The sequence below is a fragment of the Deinococcus roseus genome, assembly GCF_014646895.1.
In the GTDB taxonomy this organism is placed as follows: domain Bacteria; phylum Deinococcota; class Deinococci; order Deinococcales; family Deinococcaceae; genus Deinococcus_C; species Deinococcus_C roseus.
Window position 1 is genome coordinate 213,265 of sequence record NZ_BMOD01000001.1, and the last position, 14,747, is coordinate 228,011.

Consider the following 14,747-nt stretch of genomic DNA (forward strand, 5'->3'; position numbering starts at 1 on the left):
CTACCTGTAAGCTTTGGGGTTCTTGTTGAAGAGGTCGCTGAAGTTCTTGAAAAGCAGTCTGGACCAGCCATCCTGCAGCCTGCGTCCCGAGGTGAGCATCAGGGCATCGGGAACGTATTTCACCTGCCCGCGCCGCATCAGTTTGTACCCCAGAATCACGTCCTCCCGGGTGTAACTGAGAGGATAGCCCCCGACTTCCAGGGCAGGCTTTCGGTGAAAACCCATGTTGCTGCCTGCCAGATTGGGATGACGGGACAGCCTGGAAATTTGCAGAAAAGCCTTGTACCCATACTCACTGAACCAGGCATCGGCTTCGGGGACCCCATAAAAACGCAGGGGACCGTATACAGCAATGGCTTCTTGCAAAGCCAGCGCCATGTGTTTGACCCATGTGCTCTGGGGCAGGCAATCGGCATCGGTGGTGAGGATCACATCTCCAGTGGCGGCTTCCAGTCCAGCCTGGCGGGCACTGCCCACCCCGGCCCGGACACAGCGCACCACTTGCACCCCGTAACTGCGGGCAATGGCTGCAGTGTGATCGGTGCTGTTGTTGTCCACAATGATGATTTCATCCGGCTCCAGGGTTTGTTGTCCCAGGGCCGTCAGCAGATTTCCCAGCAATTTTTCTTCGTTGTAGGCGGGTACGATGACACTGATTTTCATTGGTGGTGTGACGGGGTCCTCATTCCTTCCATCTAGCCAGTATACATAGTGCCCTTCTGGGGACAGCAGCACACAAATGCATCTACTGTATCAAAATGTTCTCATCCAGGGCAGGGCAAGACGGTGTTTCACCGGGCAGGCGGAAAGCAGCAAGGGCTTAAAGGGCTGGCGAAGCAAACTCAGGTGCTGTTGTGTTTTTTTTCCTCCCGAAGCTTTTTGGGTGGGTTGTTTTGATCGTTCTGATTGCGTCTGTCGTTCTGGCTGTGTCGATCATTCTGACGGTGTCGATCATTCTGAAAGCGCTGCTGCATCTTGCTGACAGCAATCCCCATGGCAAAGTAATACACCTCACCGAAGTGAGGGCCGGGAACACCTGTGGGCAAATCCACCAGACTGAGGGTGAGGTACGCAGCACACAGCCCTGCCAGCAAGCTGTCTTTGCTTTTCCAGCTGGCATAAGCAGTATAAGCAGTCAGCATGAGGATGCCGATGGTTCCGATGAAGCCGGTTTCACCCAGGGCATGCAGCACCAGGTTGTGGGCAATGAAGCCTGCACTCCACAGGGGCTCCATCCAGGTGGGACAGGGACCAAAAGGCTCCACTGGAGGAAAGAGCGTACAGGTGCTGGTCCAGTGTTCCAGCAGGCTTTTCTGGATGTAGGGTCCCAGCTGGTAAGGCCCCACCCCTCCTGCAAAATGGGCCAGGAAGGTGGCCCAGGCATCCCGCCAGATGTCTTCCCGTCCGTTGGCGAAATCCACCCGCTGAAAAATGCTGCTGTAGCGGGTGAGCGGCAAAACAAACACCAGCAGACCCACCAGGATTCCGCCCACCTCGGTCCATTTGAGGGCGCGGCCCTTGAGGTTTCTCAGGCCCATCACCAGCATGCCTGCCAGGGTGGCCACAATGGCCCCCCGGCTTCCGGTGGCCAGGAGTGCAGTTCCCAGAAAGAGCAGGAGCCCCAAGCGGGCATAGAGCATCTTTTTCATGCTGAGCACAATCAGGATGCCCAGCATGGCCACAATGCCCAGCGACACCGAGTAGTACACCGGGTGTTCCAGGCGGGCATGCAGGAAGTCTGTGGGGTGTCGGATCAGGGTGGTGATGAAGGCAATCACCAGGGTGATCACCTCTCCGAACAAGAGCGGCTTGAGGTACCTGCTGCCTTTCAGGGTGTACCCGGACACGAAAAGTGCCGTGATCCACAGGGTGCGCACCGCAGCCAGCAGAACAGAAAGCCAGGCCACGGGAGTGAACAGGGCAGCCACCATCTGGGTGCCCCAGAAGATTCCCAGCAACCAGCGCATGGAGCGGTCCAGCCCTCCCAGGTACTTGAGACCATACAGGGCTGCTGCATAAAGGGGAATGACAATGGGCACCAGTGCAACAATGTTGCGAATGCGTGGGTCAACAGGCTGGTCCTGTGGCACATCAGGAACCTGAGGCTTATCCCGCATGGGGGCCTCTGGAAGGTTGGGGGGCCAGGGTGCGTCCGTGCAACACGAGGCGATAGTACACCATGGTCAGGGCCAGAAAAAGCCCAGCCATGAAAAAAGTTCCTGCTCCGGGAAGCAAAGTCCAGGCCAGACCGCCCAGGGCTGGACCCACGGCAAAGCCCAGGGCTTCAAAGGTCATCAGGACAGACCAGCCCACTGCACGGAATTCTGCAGGAAGCAACTGGATCACCACTCCATTCCAGCTGGAGAGGTACACCCCATAACCTGCAGCCAGAGCAGCCACCGACAGCAGCAACCAGAAGTAAGCCTGATGGATCAAGAGGGGCAAAGCCACAAAAGACACGCACATCAGGCCCAGACCCACCAGCATGGCCGGAATCAGACGGGCGGTGTTGCGGGTGCTGGCAGCCGTGGTGTACATGCCCGCAATGAACATCAGCACAGCAACCACGATCAGGCCCAGCAAAAGCACGGGAGACCAGCTTTTCACTCCGGCCAGATCTACGAATCTCTGCCACACACTGGAAAACAGAGCGGGAATCAGCATCTGAATGAAAGCTGCTGGAATCAGTTGCCTGAGGGCAGCATAAGGAAAGGGATCTTCCTGACCGTGCTGCTGCCAGAATTTCAGCGTGCTGGACGTGACCCGCCGGAGGTAGGAACGCTCCTGAATCACTTTGTCCAGTGCCGCCGTTTTGAGGTTCCAGTTCAGCAGGGCACTGATCAGAAAAAACACCTGGGTGACCATCAGCGCTGGAAGAAGCCAGTCCACATGGGTTTGCACCAGAAAACCGCCCCCCAGCATGCCCAGGGCAGTGCCCATGCCAATCATCATGTTGCCGTAGTTGGCAGCCAGGTTTTCCTGACCCTCTTTTGCCTGCAAACTGCTGGTGGTCATCACCAGAGGCCACATCGGAGCAACCAGCAGGCCCCAAACAGCCGTGAGCAGCATGCCGCCCAGAATGCCCAGGTCTGGCAGGAAAAAGATGTTCAGGAAGCCCAGCAGGGCGGCCAGGGTGAGCATTTTTCCGGTGCCAAATTTGCCGTAATACTTCAGAACAAACACCTTGGCAGCCGCATCCACCAGATAGTGCGCAGAGATCACCAGCCCCAGCTGGGCGGTGGTCAGGCCATGTTGTGAGGCAGCGTAGGGGTAATAGGCAATGAAAAACCCCGAGCGCACCAGTTCACTGAACCCCAGCGCCAGAATCAGGGGAAGGATGCGGGAAGGATGCTGCCAGGGAACGGGCACACCTTACCTGGCCAGAGCAAAAGTGATGACTGCACTGGCAGCCACTTCGTCATCCACCCGGATTTCGGCTTTCATTTTGCCGATGCCGCGCCGGAAGAATTCCAGTTCGGCGTGAATGTGGAGCTGGTCGCCGGGGACCACCTGACGTTTGAAACGGGCCTCATCCACACCGGCCAGGAAAGCAATCTGTCCGGGCTGGCGGCCTTCTTCCAGCAGGAACACTCCAGCCTGGGCCATCGCCTCAATCAGCAGCACACCGGGCATCACAGGGTACTGGGGAAAGTGTCCATTGAAGAAAGGCTCGTTGATGGTGACGTTTTTGAGGGCATGCACCTTGCCGTTGCCGTGTTCGATCACACGGTCAATCAACAAAAAAGGGTAGCGGTGAGGCAATGCCTGCATGATGTCCTGAATGGTTTTCATCTCAACCTCGCAAAAAGAAAGTGGGAGGGCACAAAAAGGGGGTGCAGGGCACCCCTTGAACCGGCTGAATTTAGCGTTTCAGGTAGGTGTCGCTGGACACCAGGGCGTGCCTGAGCACGGGAATCATTTCCAGCGCCTGTCCGGTGCCAATGGCCACACACTGGGTGGCGTTTTCGGCAACAGCAACGGGAATTCCAGTGGCCTGACGCAACAGCTCATCAAAGTTGCGCAACAGACCTCCCCCACCGGTGATCACAATGCCCCGGTCAATGATGTCCGAGACCAGCTCGGGTGGTGTGTTTTCCAGCACCCTCTTCACACCCTCCACGATTTTCACAATGGGTTCTTGCAGGGCTTCCACGATGTCTTCGGTGTTGAGTTTGATGGTCTTGGGGAGGCCGTTGATCAAATCGCGCCCGCGCACCTCTGCGGTCAGCACATCGGATTTGTTGACCACCATGGCGGCCCCGATTTTGACCTTGATGGCTTCCGCAGTGCGGTCCCCGATCATCAGGTTTTCCTTGCGGCGCACATAACGCATGATGGATTCGTCAAATTCGTTTCCGGCCACCCGCAGGGATTCCGAAACCACGATGCCCCCCAGGGAAATCACAGCCACGTCGGAGGAACCCCCTCCAATGTCCACGACCATGTTTCCGATGGGCTCTGCAATTTGAAGCCCTGCACCAATGGCGGCAGCCAGAGGTTCTTCAATCAGGTAGGCACGTCGGGCACCAGAGTTGTGGGCTGCACGCAGCACAGCCCGTTTTTCCACTTCAGTCACGCCAGAAGGAATTCCGACCATCAGTTGAGGACTGAAAATATTGAGAAACTTGCGCCCGCCGTTGACCTTGCGCAGGAACATGGAAATCATTTTCTCGGTGAGGGCGTCGTCTGCAATCACGCCATCTTTGATGGGCCGCACGGCCACAATGTTGCCGGGGGTGCGCCCCAGCATGCGGTAAGCTTCTTCTCCGACAGCCATCACTTCTTTGGTGTCACGGGCCATGGCAATCACGCTGGGCTCTTGCAGCACCAGGCCCCTGGATTTGGTGTAAATCAGGAATGTGGCTGTACCCAGGTCAATTCCGATGTCTTCTGAAAACCTCAACTCGTTCCCCCTTGAACCCCTACAGCGTTTTTGAAGACCTTTCAGACAGCATTCAAACTGCCAAAGCGTCTTGCAACGCACCAACTACCATCATACGCAAAAAGATGAGGGTTTCAGAACCCTGATCTATTTTTTGCACCTGTTCTGATTGAGCACTTCTGATTCAACACTTCTGGTGCAACATGATGACTCAACCCTGCATCTCAGCGGCGTGGTTTGATCCAGGTCGCCAGAGCGGTGAGCAGCACGCCAATCCCCACATAAACGATGCCACGGGTGAAAGCCCCCATGGAGGCCAGCCCTGACATGCGGGCCACCTGCCCTTCCAGCACTTCAAGAAGCAAAATCAAATTGGGCGCACCCGGATTCAGGCTGGCAAAAGCCGCCAGGCTGAGCGGGAGCGTGCTGAAAGCCAGCACAGCGAAAACCACAGTGAACAGGTATGCGAGGAAAACCACGCGACTTATTGTATGGTATTCCCGAGAAATTGCGAGGAGGTCTTCATGCCACTGCCTGCCCGAGTGAGAGTCAGCAAACTGAAAAACTGCCCCAGCGACAGCGTTTTGAAAATCCTGCACCAGTTGAATGCCCGCGCTGCAGAGTTGCGCAACATCCCCCGGCTTCAGGGAAGCGTGGCCTCTGCTGGAGGTCAGGTGATCGGGTTTGCGGTGTCTGACCCACCAGAAGCTTTTGTGAGCACCACCTGGCAGAAACGCGGGATCGAAGAGGAATTGATCCGGGCGCTGTCAGAAGTGAACAGTTCACAGTAGACAGCGCTCAGTGCGAAACGGGCCGTCCCGTGAGCACGCAGTCAGAGCAAGACAGTTCACAGCAATCCAGTGCTCTCGATTCGATACACCCATCGGATGTTCTGAAGGCGTTCTTTCAGGGTGATGAGCAGGATCTGGGCCCGGTCTGAGGTGCAAATTGGTCCAGAGATGCCCAGCCTTCCTCCTCCTGGTTCACCCAGCAACACCCGGTAAGCTGCAATGGAATCATGGGATGATGAAAGCTGTAGGCGAATGAAAAAAGGGGTCACCGTCTGGTCGCTGATCAGGATGCACATGCCAGAAAGTTCTGCCGTATCTGCATCGAGCTTTATCGCACTGGTGGTCAAGACCCCATCCAGGCTTTCCCATTCCCACTCGGAATGGTGCTGGGACAGAAGTTGTGGAAGATAAAATTCCAGTGCAGAACTGAGGTCTGCAGCTGGTTCCACTTTGAATTCTGCGCCAACAGCAGTCTGTTCCAGACAGGCAGTCAATTCAGCAGCAATGCGGGTTTCCAGACTTAAATTTTCAGACCTCTGGTCAGGATCTGGTGCATTCATGGTTTCCACTTCTCCGAGAGGTCCAACACGCCAGATTAACCCTTCTGGGCAAGTTTCATGGGTTCAGGCAGGTTGTACACCAGAAACATGGATGGAATGAGCATGAACACACTGACCCACAGGGCAGGCATGATCCCGAAATGGTCTGCAATGCCTCCAATGAGGGTGAACAGCAGGCCTGAGACCCCCCAGGAGAAACCCATCATGATGCTGCTGGCCAGGGCCACATGGTTCGGGGCATATTCCTGTGCGGCCACCACACCGACGGGAATGGTGGCATTGGTCAGGCCACCCACCACAAAAGTCAGCGGGTAGTACCAGAGGTCCGCAGGTGAACTGTAAAACAGCAGGATGTAGAGGGGAATCAGGCCCAGCAGACTGCTGCGCAATACCTTCACCCGGCCATATTTGTCGGAAAGCCGTCCGCCCACAATGCCCCCGATGGCACTGGCAATGGCGTAAATGCCCAGCGAGTAGGCCACTTCGTTTTTGCCAAAGCCCCGGTCATGCAGCAAAAAGGGCAACAGGCCGTTGTAACCAATGGAAGTCAGGGACCGCAGAACAGCCATGCCCCAGAGCTTCTGGATGGGGCCTTTAAAGACGCTTAAGTATTCCTTTACTGTGGCTTTCTTTTTCTGGGTGTGGATGGACGGCACACTGAAGTAGATCCCCACCCCGATCAGCACAATCAAGGGAATCATGTAAGGCAAACCCTGCAACCCCAGAACCACCACCAGCACTGGTCCCAGTGCCATGCCTGCGGTTCCCCCTGCGCTGAACAGACTGGCCCACAGTCCCCTCTGGTGGGACGGACTGTAATCCGAGACATAAGCCGACCCCGAGGGGTGCAAAATGCCGCTGCCAATGCCAGACAGGGCCACCAGGGCCACCAGAAAAGCAAAAGAAGGCATGTAAGGAAGCAAGCACAGCCCCACACCTGCCAGCGTTGGTCCGAGTGCCAGCATCAGGCGGCGGTCAAAACGCTCTGTGTACACGCCCAGCACGGGTTGCAACACACTGCTGGTCAGGGACATCACGCTGGACAGAAAGGCCACTTGCGTGAGGGTCAAACCGAAAATGGCTTTCATGTCTGGACCCAGAGGTCCCAGCAGGGTGGTGAAAGCATCGGTGAAAAAGTGGCCCAGGGTGGCTGCCAATGCAATGATCACGGCACTTGGGGCAAGCAGAGGGGGGGCAGTGCGCATGGGGCCATCATAACCCCGGATTTGTGTTGGTCAGTAAGCCAAATTTCCTAGTCTCACCGCTCAAATTGCTCATGAAAAAATCCTGAGCCTTCACAAACAGCAAGACCTGCGTCAATCGCACTCAAAATTTTCATGTGGCATTCAAGATGGCATTAGATTCATCGGGCATCATGAGAAGCAGAAGGCTTTTAAACAGCACCACAAGCATCAAGGAGGCACGTGTGAAACGAAACATCGCCATTCTCTCTCTGGTCACCGGCCTGGTTCTGGGCTCCACCCTGCTCCGGGACAACCTGTTCACCAGCACCGTACAGGCCCAGGGTGTCCCCCAAATCAGCCTGAACGAGGGGCAGGCCCGCCTGCAGAACGAGCAGAACACCATGGACATCGTGAAAAGCTATCAGGACGGGGTGGTGTATGTTTCCGTGTATGCCCAGCCTGAAGAGAATGCCTTTGCAGACAGTCCTTTTGGCGGCAACTCCGATCCTTTTGAATACTTCTTTGGCAACCCACAGCAGCAAGCTCCTCAACAACGCAGCACCCCCGAGGAACCCGAGCAAAGTGGGGTGGGCAGTGGGTTCCTGATCGATGATCAGGGGTACATCCTCACCAACTACCATGTGGTGGCAGACTCCGCCAAAATCCGTATCCGTCTGCACCGCAGCGACAAGGAATACGATGCCACTGTGGTCGGCAAGGCTCCTGACTACGATCTGGCCTTGCTGAAGGTGGACAACCTCGACAAAACCCTGGCTGTTCCCATGAAGCTGGGAGACAGTGAAAAACTTGCTGTGGGTCAGAAAGCCATTGCCATGGGTGCTCCCTTCGACCTGGATTTCACCGTCACAGAAGGCATCATCTCCAATGTGGGACGGGTGATTCCCACGGGTCAGCGTGGCATTCCCCAGAAAGCCATTCAGACCGATGCAGCCATCAATCCTGGGAACTCTGGAGGACCCCTGCTGAATTCCAGCGGTGAAGTGATCGGCATCAACACCCAGATCCTCTCTCCTTCTGGTGGGCAGAACGCCGGGATTGGTTTCGCCATTCCCATCAATGTGGCCAAGAGCATCCTGACCGGACTCAAATCCGGGAAAACCGTCAGTGGACCTCGCATTGGGGTGAGTGGGTTGCCTCTGAATGCCTACCCCCTCAACCAGTTGCGCCAGGAGCTGATTGACCAGTACAAGCTGCCCAAACAGGGCGTGCTGGTTCAGGAAGTCACCAAAGGGTCACCTGCCGAAAAAGCAGGCCTCAAAGCTGGAAACAAGAGCTTCAAAACCAGCATTCCCCAGTTGCCCAACATCGTTCTGGGCGGCGATGTGATCACCACGGTGGATGGCAAGAAAGTGGAATCCACCTCGGACATTGCCAACCAGCTGTTCAGCAAACAAAATGGCGACAAGGTGAAACTTGAAGTGGTGCGGGATGGCAAGACCATCAATGTGGATGTGACCCTCGCGTCTTTTGATGACAGCCAGTAAAACAGCCAGCAAAACAGCATCCCTGCGATCACCCCTGAATGTTCAGGGGTGGTTTTCTGTGAACTGCCTGCGGTTTCTGCTGAACATTCAGAACCTGCCCCACAGCCAGAATCGGTACAGTGCAGAATCGGTATAGTGGAAAGGCATGTTTGGCCCCCTGAGCCTCCTCACCACCGATGCCCTGCAATTTGTGATGCTGGTGCTGGGCATCTGCCTGGGCCTGGTCACCCACAATTACGTGCAGGCCAGGCTGGCCTTAAAACTGGGCAATTCCACCCCAAAAGCTTTTCTGACTTTTGATCCCTTTGTGCACCTGAACCTGTTTTCACTGGTGCTGTATTTGTTTCTGGGTTTGTGCACCCCCAGAAAAATCCCTCTGGGCGAACACCACGAGAAACACCAGCACGAGGTGTGGATCTGGCTGGCGGGGCCTGTGGTGCTGCTGGGGGTGGCCCTGTTCTTGCTGCTGCTGATCCGATTACAACAGGTGTTTTTGCCAGCGCTGGACCCTGCAGGGCATGGCCTCTCCCTGGCCAGTCTGGGATTGGTGGTGCATGCCATCATCTTTTTGCTGCCCCTGCCAGAACTGGATGGAGGTAGGGCATTGCTGGCTGTCACCCAGGGGAAGTTCCGGCAATTGCTGATCCGCATGTGGCGTCTGGGGGTGCTGTTCACCTACCTGATCTTCTTTCTGCTGGTGTACTCTGGGGCGACCAACCAGCTTGCTGCTCCCATCTATGGCCTGCTGAGGGGGTGGGTGAATTTGCTGCCCTTCTGAAGGGGTTGCAGCACAGAGAATCTTCATCTTCTGCACCTGTAGAATACGAGCCATGTTCAGTGGCGGAATTTTAACCTTGCTCTCCCAGGGCGAATATGTGGCTTTCATCATCGTTGTTGCAGCAATCCTGATGTCTTTCATCATTCACGAATGGGGACATGCCTACGCAGCGGTGCTGGTGGGCGACCAGACCCCCCGTTTTGACGGACGCCTCACCCTCAATCCTGCAAAACACATTGATCCTTTTGGTTTTCTGCTGATCCTGCTGGTGGGATTTGGCTGGGCCAAACCGGTGATCACCAATCCCAGCCGCTACAAATACAAATGGGGCGATTTGCTGGTGTCCAGTGCAGGCATCATCATGAACCTGATTCTGGCCATTGTTTCCCTGTTGCTGTACCGGATTTTCAGCAATGTCCTGGATGGAGGTGTGGTGCTGAGCACCTTGCAGGAGGTGTGCAGCACGGTGGCTTTCATGAATGTGGGGCTGGCGGTGTTCAATGCCCTGCCCATCCCACCCCTGGACGGCAGTCACATCCTGCTGAACCTGCTTCCCAGAAACATGCAGTTCCAGTGGAGGCAGGCCATGTACTCCTCCAACAATTCTTTTCTGCTGCTGATTGCCCTGATGATCAACTACTACCTGCTGGGGAACCCTCTGGGCAAGCTGATTCTGGTGGTTTTTCAGGGTCTGGTTTTCCTGACCAACATCTGAAGCAGGTTGTTAAGACACCTCTTGCCAACACATCACTCTGGCATGTTAATCTGAATCAGTGAGTCTCAAGCGCCCCCGACTGGTTGACACCAAAGGGGTGAAGACTACCCCGGGCTTGAGGCATTACATTTCCGGCACATCACACAAATAAAGTGATTGCGAGGCACACGTGAGTGCCTCGCTTTGTCGTGAGGAGAGCCATGCAGAAACTGGACATGAAGTACGAAGGGAAAGCCAAACGCGTCTACGCCACCGAAGACCAGGACCTTTATGTGGTCGAGTACAAGGACGATGCCACAGCTTTCAACGCGCAAAAACGCGGCACCATCGGGCAGAAGGGTGTGGTCAACAACGCCATCACCGCCATTCTGTTTCCCCAGATTGCCGACCACGGGGTGCCCACGCATTTCGTGGAAAAACTTTCCGACCGGGAGCAACTGGTCAAGGCCGTCACCATCGTTCCTGTTGAAGTGGTGATCCGCAACGTTGCAGCCGGAAGCTTCTCCAAGAGACTGGGCATTGATGAAGGCACCCCCCTCTCGCAGCCTGTGGTGGAGTACTGCTACAAGTCTGACGCGCTGGGTGACCCCCTGATCAACACGGACACCGCTGTTGCACTGGGCTGGGCCTCTTTAGACGACCTGAGCACCATCAAAGATTACGCCCTGAAAGTCAACGCTTTCCTGAAAGACTTCTTCCTGAAGCGCGGCATCAAGCTGATCGACTTCAAGCTGGAGTTCGGGAAACTTTCTTCAGGCGAAATCGTGCTGGCAGATGAGATCTCACCTGACACCTGCCGTTTCTGGGATGCCAAGACAGGCGAGAAACTGGACAAAGACCGTTTCCGCCGTGACCTTGGCAATGTGGAAGAAGCTTACCTTGAGATGCTGCGACGTGTGGAGGCCCAATGAAGTACCTGGCGAAAGTTTACATCACCCTGAAAAAATCCATCCTCGACCCCCAGGGTCGCACCGTGGAGCGTTCCCTGCACAACCAGGGTTACGCCAGCGTTCTGAATGCCCGTGTGGGCAAATACATTGAACTGACCTTTGAAGGGGACCGTTCAAAAATCGAGACCGAACTGAAAGACATTGCAGAGAACATCCTCTCCAACCCTGTGATGGAGAGCGTGCACTGGGATCTCGAGCAGGTCGAGCAGCAGGTTCACTGAAGATGAAAACTGCAGTGATTCAATTCCCCGGTTCCAACTGCGACATGGACGGCGTTCATGCTGCAGGGGCCGTGATTGGACAGCAGGCCGTTCCTGTCTGGCACACCGAAACCAGTCTGGAAGGCTTTGACGCCATTCTGGTGCCTGGTGGCTTCTCCTACGGAGACCACCTGCGCAGTGGGGCCATTGCGGCCCACAGTCCAGTGATGAAGGAAGTCAAGCGTCTGGCCGAAAAAGGGGTGCCCGTGATTGGCATCTGCAACGGCTTCCAGATCCTGACCGAAGCAGGCCTCCTGCCCGGTGCCCTGGGCCGCAACAACAGCCTGCACTTCCTGTGCCACGACGTGCACCTGCGCGTTGAGACCACCCACTCCCCCTTCACGAACCAGTACCAGAAGGGCCAGATCATCAAGATCCCCATTGCCCACAACGAGGGCAGCTACTACGCCGATTCCGAGACATTGAACCGTCTGGAAGGCGAGGGTCTGGTGGCTTTCCGTTACGTGACCCCTGACGGACATGAAGTGCTGGAAGGCAACCCCAACGGAGCCCTCAACAACATTGCAGGCATCCTGAACGAGAAGCGCAATGTGCTGGGCATGATGCCCCACCCCGAGCGCTACGTGGAGAAGCTGCTCGGCAACACCGACGGTCTGGGCGTGTTTGAAAGCCTGCTGGAGTACGTTGCAGGAGGTGTGAAATGACCGCCGTGAAAGACCTGCGCGATCAGGCCAGCACTTTTGGTCTGACCGTCGAAGAATTCGACAACCTGGAATCCCGCACGAAGCGCCCCGTGAACGCCCTGGAAGCCGCCATCGTGGGAGCCATGTGGTCCGAGCACTGCGGCTACAAAAACAGCCGTCCGCTGTTCAAAGTCTTCCCCACCACCGGACCCCAGGTGCTGCAAGGCCCCGGCGAGAACGCTGGTGTTGTAGACATCGGTGAGGGTTACGCTGTGGCCTTCAAGATGGAATCCCACAACCACCCCTCTGCTGTGGAACCCGTTCAGGGCGCTGCAACCGGTGTGGGCGGCATTCTGCGCGACATCTTCGCCATGGGTGCCCGTCCTTTCGCTGTACTGGACTCCCTGCGTTTCGGCAATCTGGACAGCAAGCGCACCCAGTTTCTGGTGCACGGGGTTGTTGAGGGCATCTCCCACTACGGCAACGCCATCGGTGTACCCACCGTGGGCGGCGAAGTGACCTTCCACCCCTCCTATCAGGAAAACCCCCTGGTCAACGTGATGGCCCTCGGCCTGATGAAGCACGAGGACCTCGCCAAGGGCACCATGGGCGCCGTGGGCAACAAGATCATCTACGTCGGGTCCAAGACTGGACGGGACGGTCTGGGTGGAGCCGTTTTCGCCTCTGCTGACCTCTCCGACGCTTCCAGTGAAGACCGTCCTGCCGTGCAGGTGGGCGATCCCTTCATGGAGAAACTGCTGCTGGAAGCCACCATTGAGGCCATTCATGCGGGTCTGGTGGCAGGGGTGCAGGACATGGGTGCTGCGGGTCTGGTCTCCTCCACCTGCGAGATGGCCTACCGCGCCAAACTCGGTGTGAACATCTACCTGGACAAGGTCCCCACCCGTGAAGAGGGCATGGTCCCCATGGAACTGGTGCTCTCCGAGTCCCAGGAGCGCATGGTGCTCGTTCCCGTTCCCGGCAAGGAACAGGAACTCTTTGACCTGCTCTCCAAGTGGGAACTGGACGTGGTGGAAATCGGGGAAGTGGCCGAACACGACACCTACCGCCTGTACTGGCACGGTGAAGTGGTGTGCGACCTGCCCGTGGACCTGCTCAACGAGGCCCCCACCTACACCCGTGAAGGCATCGAATCCGAAGAGATCAAAGCCAAGCGCGAAAAAGACCTCTCTGGCGTTGCTGTTCCCGAAAACCTCGAAGACGTGCTGCTGACCTTGCTGTCTCACCCCAGCATTGCCTCCAAGCGGGCCATCTTCGAGCGTTACGACCATCAGGTCATGACCAACACCGTGGTGGTCCCTGGTGCTGCCGATGCTGCCGTGCTGCGCATCAAAGGCACCTCCAAGGGTGTGGCCGCCTCCAGCGACTGCAACCCCCGCTTTGTGTACCTCGATCCTTACGTTGGAGCTGCAAGTGCCGTGGCAGAAGCTGCCCGCAACGTGGCCTGCGTGGGGGCAACCCCTCTGGCGATCACCGACAACCTGAACTTCGGAAACCCCCACCGCCCTGAAGTGTACTTCCAGCTTGTCGAGGCCACCAAGGGCATTGCAGACGCCTGCCGCGCCCTGAACACCCCCGTGACCGGCGGCAACGTCAGCCTGTACAACCAGTACAACGAGGAAGGTCGCACTGTGGCCATCCATCCCACCCCCACCATCGGGCTGGTCGGAGTGCTGCCAGACGTGACCAAAAACGCCACCATGAAGTTCGACAGCCACGCCCAGAGCGTCTACCTGCTCGGCAACCTGACCGACGAAATTGGTGCCAGCCAGTACCTGGAAACCATTCATGGACTGGAAGCCGGACAGGTGCCTGTGCTCGACCTTGATCTGGAAAAACGTGTTCAGCAGGGCATCATTGAACTGATCAGAAGTGACCTGACCGACACCGCCCACGACACCTCTGAAGGTGGACTGGCCATTGCCCTGGCAGAAATGGTCATTGCTGGACAGGTTGGGGCCACCATCCAGATCGACAGCACCCTGCGTGCAGACGCGATCCTGTTCGGAGAAGCCCAGAGCCGCATCATCACCGCTGTCCCTGTCGGCAAAGAGGAAGCTGCTGAGAAACTGCTCAAGGACCTGAATGTCCCCTTCACACGAATTGGCTTTGTGGGTGGTGATAAACTGGCGATCAGTCTGTCCAGACACGGACAGCACCTCTCGCTGGACATCCCAACGCTGACCAGAGCGTTTGAAGAACCGATCCGGGCTGTTCTGGGGTAAACCCCACCCCCCTTCGCTTCGCTGTCCCCCCTAACAAGGGGGGATCTGTGGCGAGGAGAGCAGAACCAACCGGAACCTCAGCAGCACCCACCCCCTCGACCCCCCTAGCTTCGCTGTCCCCCCTACAGAGGGGGGAAGGGTAAAGCCCCCTCGTTCGCTCTCCCTCTCAGGAGGGATCAGCAGCCCCTTACAAACCCCGATAAGAAAACGGACAGGGGGACGGGGGTACACT

General features: G+C 56.8%; 16 protein-coding genes. 8 read left to right on the top strand and 8 right to left on the bottom strand.

Annotated elements, in window-relative coordinates:
• The 6 genes from IEY52_RS00900 to IEY52_RS00925 all read right to left on the bottom strand — a co-directional run bounded on the left by IEY52_RS00900 (nt 1) and on the right by IEY52_RS00925 (nt 5,361).
• Nucleotides 1–663, bottom strand: coding sequence for a glycosyltransferase family 2 protein (locus IEY52_RS00900; protein ID WP_188998411.1), 663 nt, complete (start codon nt 661–663; stop codon nt 1–3).
• Nucleotides 664–842: 179 nt separating this feature from the next.
• The gene (locus IEY52_RS00905) at nt 843–2,117 is read right to left on the bottom strand and encodes an O-antigen ligase family protein (protein ID WP_188998414.1); all 1,275 of its coding nucleotides are present in this window, start codon (nt 2,115–2,117) and stop codon (nt 843–845) included.
• On the bottom strand, nt 2,107–3,369 hold the full coding sequence (locus tag IEY52_RS00910; RefSeq protein WP_188998417.1) for an MFS transporter: 1,263 nt from the start codon (nt 3,367–3,369) through the stop codon (nt 2,107–2,109). The genes IEY52_RS00905 and IEY52_RS00910 overlap by 11 nt, the downstream gene beginning before the upstream one ends.
• 3 nt (nt 3,370–3,372) lie before the next feature.
• Nucleotides 3,373–3,792, bottom strand: a complete 420-nt coding sequence (gene fabZ, locus IEY52_RS00915) for a 3-hydroxyacyl-ACP dehydratase FabZ (protein ID WP_188998420.1) — start codon at nt 3,790–3,792, stop codon at nt 3,373–3,375.
• A gap of 70 nt (nt 3,793–3,862) precedes the next feature.
• Nucleotides 3,863–4,903, bottom strand: a complete 1,041-nt coding sequence (locus IEY52_RS00920; RefSeq protein WP_034335005.1) for a rod shape-determining protein — start codon at nt 4,901–4,903, stop codon at nt 3,863–3,865.
• A gap of 203 nt (nt 4,904–5,106) precedes the next feature.
• Nucleotides 5,107–5,361, bottom strand: a complete 255-nt coding sequence (locus IEY52_RS00925; protein ID WP_188998424.1) for a hypothetical protein — start codon at nt 5,359–5,361, stop codon at nt 5,107–5,109.
• A gap of 45 nt (nt 5,362–5,406) precedes the next feature.
• Here IEY52_RS00925 and IEY52_RS00930 point away from each other — a divergent pair, with 45 nt between their 5' ends.
• Nucleotides 5,407–5,673: a hypothetical protein gene (locus tag IEY52_RS00930; RefSeq protein ID WP_188998427.1), complete on the top strand. Its 267-nt coding sequence runs from the start codon at nt 5,407–5,409 to the stop codon at nt 5,671–5,673.
• A gap of 56 nt (nt 5,674–5,729) precedes the next feature.
• Here the strand turns inward: IEY52_RS00930 and IEY52_RS00935 are convergent, their stop codons facing one another.
• Both IEY52_RS00935 and IEY52_RS00940 read right to left on the bottom strand, forming a co-directional pair.
• A complete protein-coding gene (locus IEY52_RS00935) occupies nt 5,730–6,233 on the bottom strand; it encodes a hypothetical protein (RefSeq protein ID WP_188998430.1) in 504 nt (167 codons plus the stop codon).
• A 35-nt stretch (nt 6,234–6,268) separates the two neighbouring features.
• The gene (locus IEY52_RS00940; RefSeq protein WP_188998433.1) at nt 6,269–7,438 is read right to left on the bottom strand and encodes an MFS transporter; all 1,170 of its coding nucleotides are present in this window, start codon (nt 7,436–7,438) and stop codon (nt 6,269–6,271) included.
• Between the two features lie 221 nt (nt 7,439–7,659).
• Here IEY52_RS00940 and IEY52_RS00945 point away from each other — a divergent pair, with 221 nt between their 5' ends.
• The 7 genes from IEY52_RS00945 to purL all read left to right on the top strand — a co-directional run bounded on the left by IEY52_RS00945 (nt 7,660) and on the right by purL (nt 14,515).
• Complete coding sequence (locus tag IEY52_RS00945; RefSeq protein WP_188998436.1) at nt 7,660–8,922, top strand: S1C family serine protease; 1,263 nt, start codon at nt 7,660–7,662, stop codon at nt 8,920–8,922.
• Between the two features lie 145 nt (nt 8,923–9,067).
• Nucleotides 9,068–9,700: a zinc metalloprotease gene (locus tag IEY52_RS00950; RefSeq protein WP_188998439.1), complete on the top strand. Its 633-nt coding sequence runs from the start codon at nt 9,068–9,070 to the stop codon at nt 9,698–9,700.
• A 52-nt stretch (nt 9,701–9,752) separates the two neighbouring features.
• On the top strand, nt 9,753–10,415 hold the full coding sequence (locus IEY52_RS00955) for a site-2 protease family protein (protein ID WP_188998442.1): 663 nt from the start codon (nt 9,753–9,755) through the stop codon (nt 10,413–10,415).
• A gap of 200 nt (nt 10,416–10,615) precedes the next feature.
• Nucleotides 10,616–11,326: a phosphoribosylaminoimidazolesuccinocarboxamide synthase gene (gene purC / locus IEY52_RS00960; protein WP_188998445.1), complete on the top strand. Its 711-nt coding sequence runs from the start codon at nt 10,616–10,618 to the stop codon at nt 11,324–11,326.
• Entirely contained in the window at nt 11,323–11,586 is a 264-nt protein-coding gene (purS, locus tag IEY52_RS00965; protein ID WP_188998448.1) for a phosphoribosylformylglycinamidine synthase subunit PurS, read from the top strand. The genes purC and purS overlap by 4 nt, the downstream gene beginning before the upstream one ends.
• Before the next feature lie 2 nt (nt 11,587–11,588).
• Nucleotides 11,589–12,290: a phosphoribosylformylglycinamidine synthase subunit PurQ gene (purQ, locus tag IEY52_RS00970; protein WP_188998450.1), complete on the top strand. Its 702-nt coding sequence runs from the start codon at nt 11,589–11,591 to the stop codon at nt 12,288–12,290.
• The gene (gene purL, locus IEY52_RS00975; protein ID WP_188998452.1) at nt 12,287–14,515 is read left to right on the top strand and encodes a phosphoribosylformylglycinamidine synthase subunit PurL; all 2,229 of its coding nucleotides are present in this window, start codon (nt 12,287–12,289) and stop codon (nt 14,513–14,515) included. Before purQ ends, purL begins: the two co-directional genes overlap by 4 nt.
• Nucleotides 14,516–14,747 lie beyond the last annotated feature (232 nt).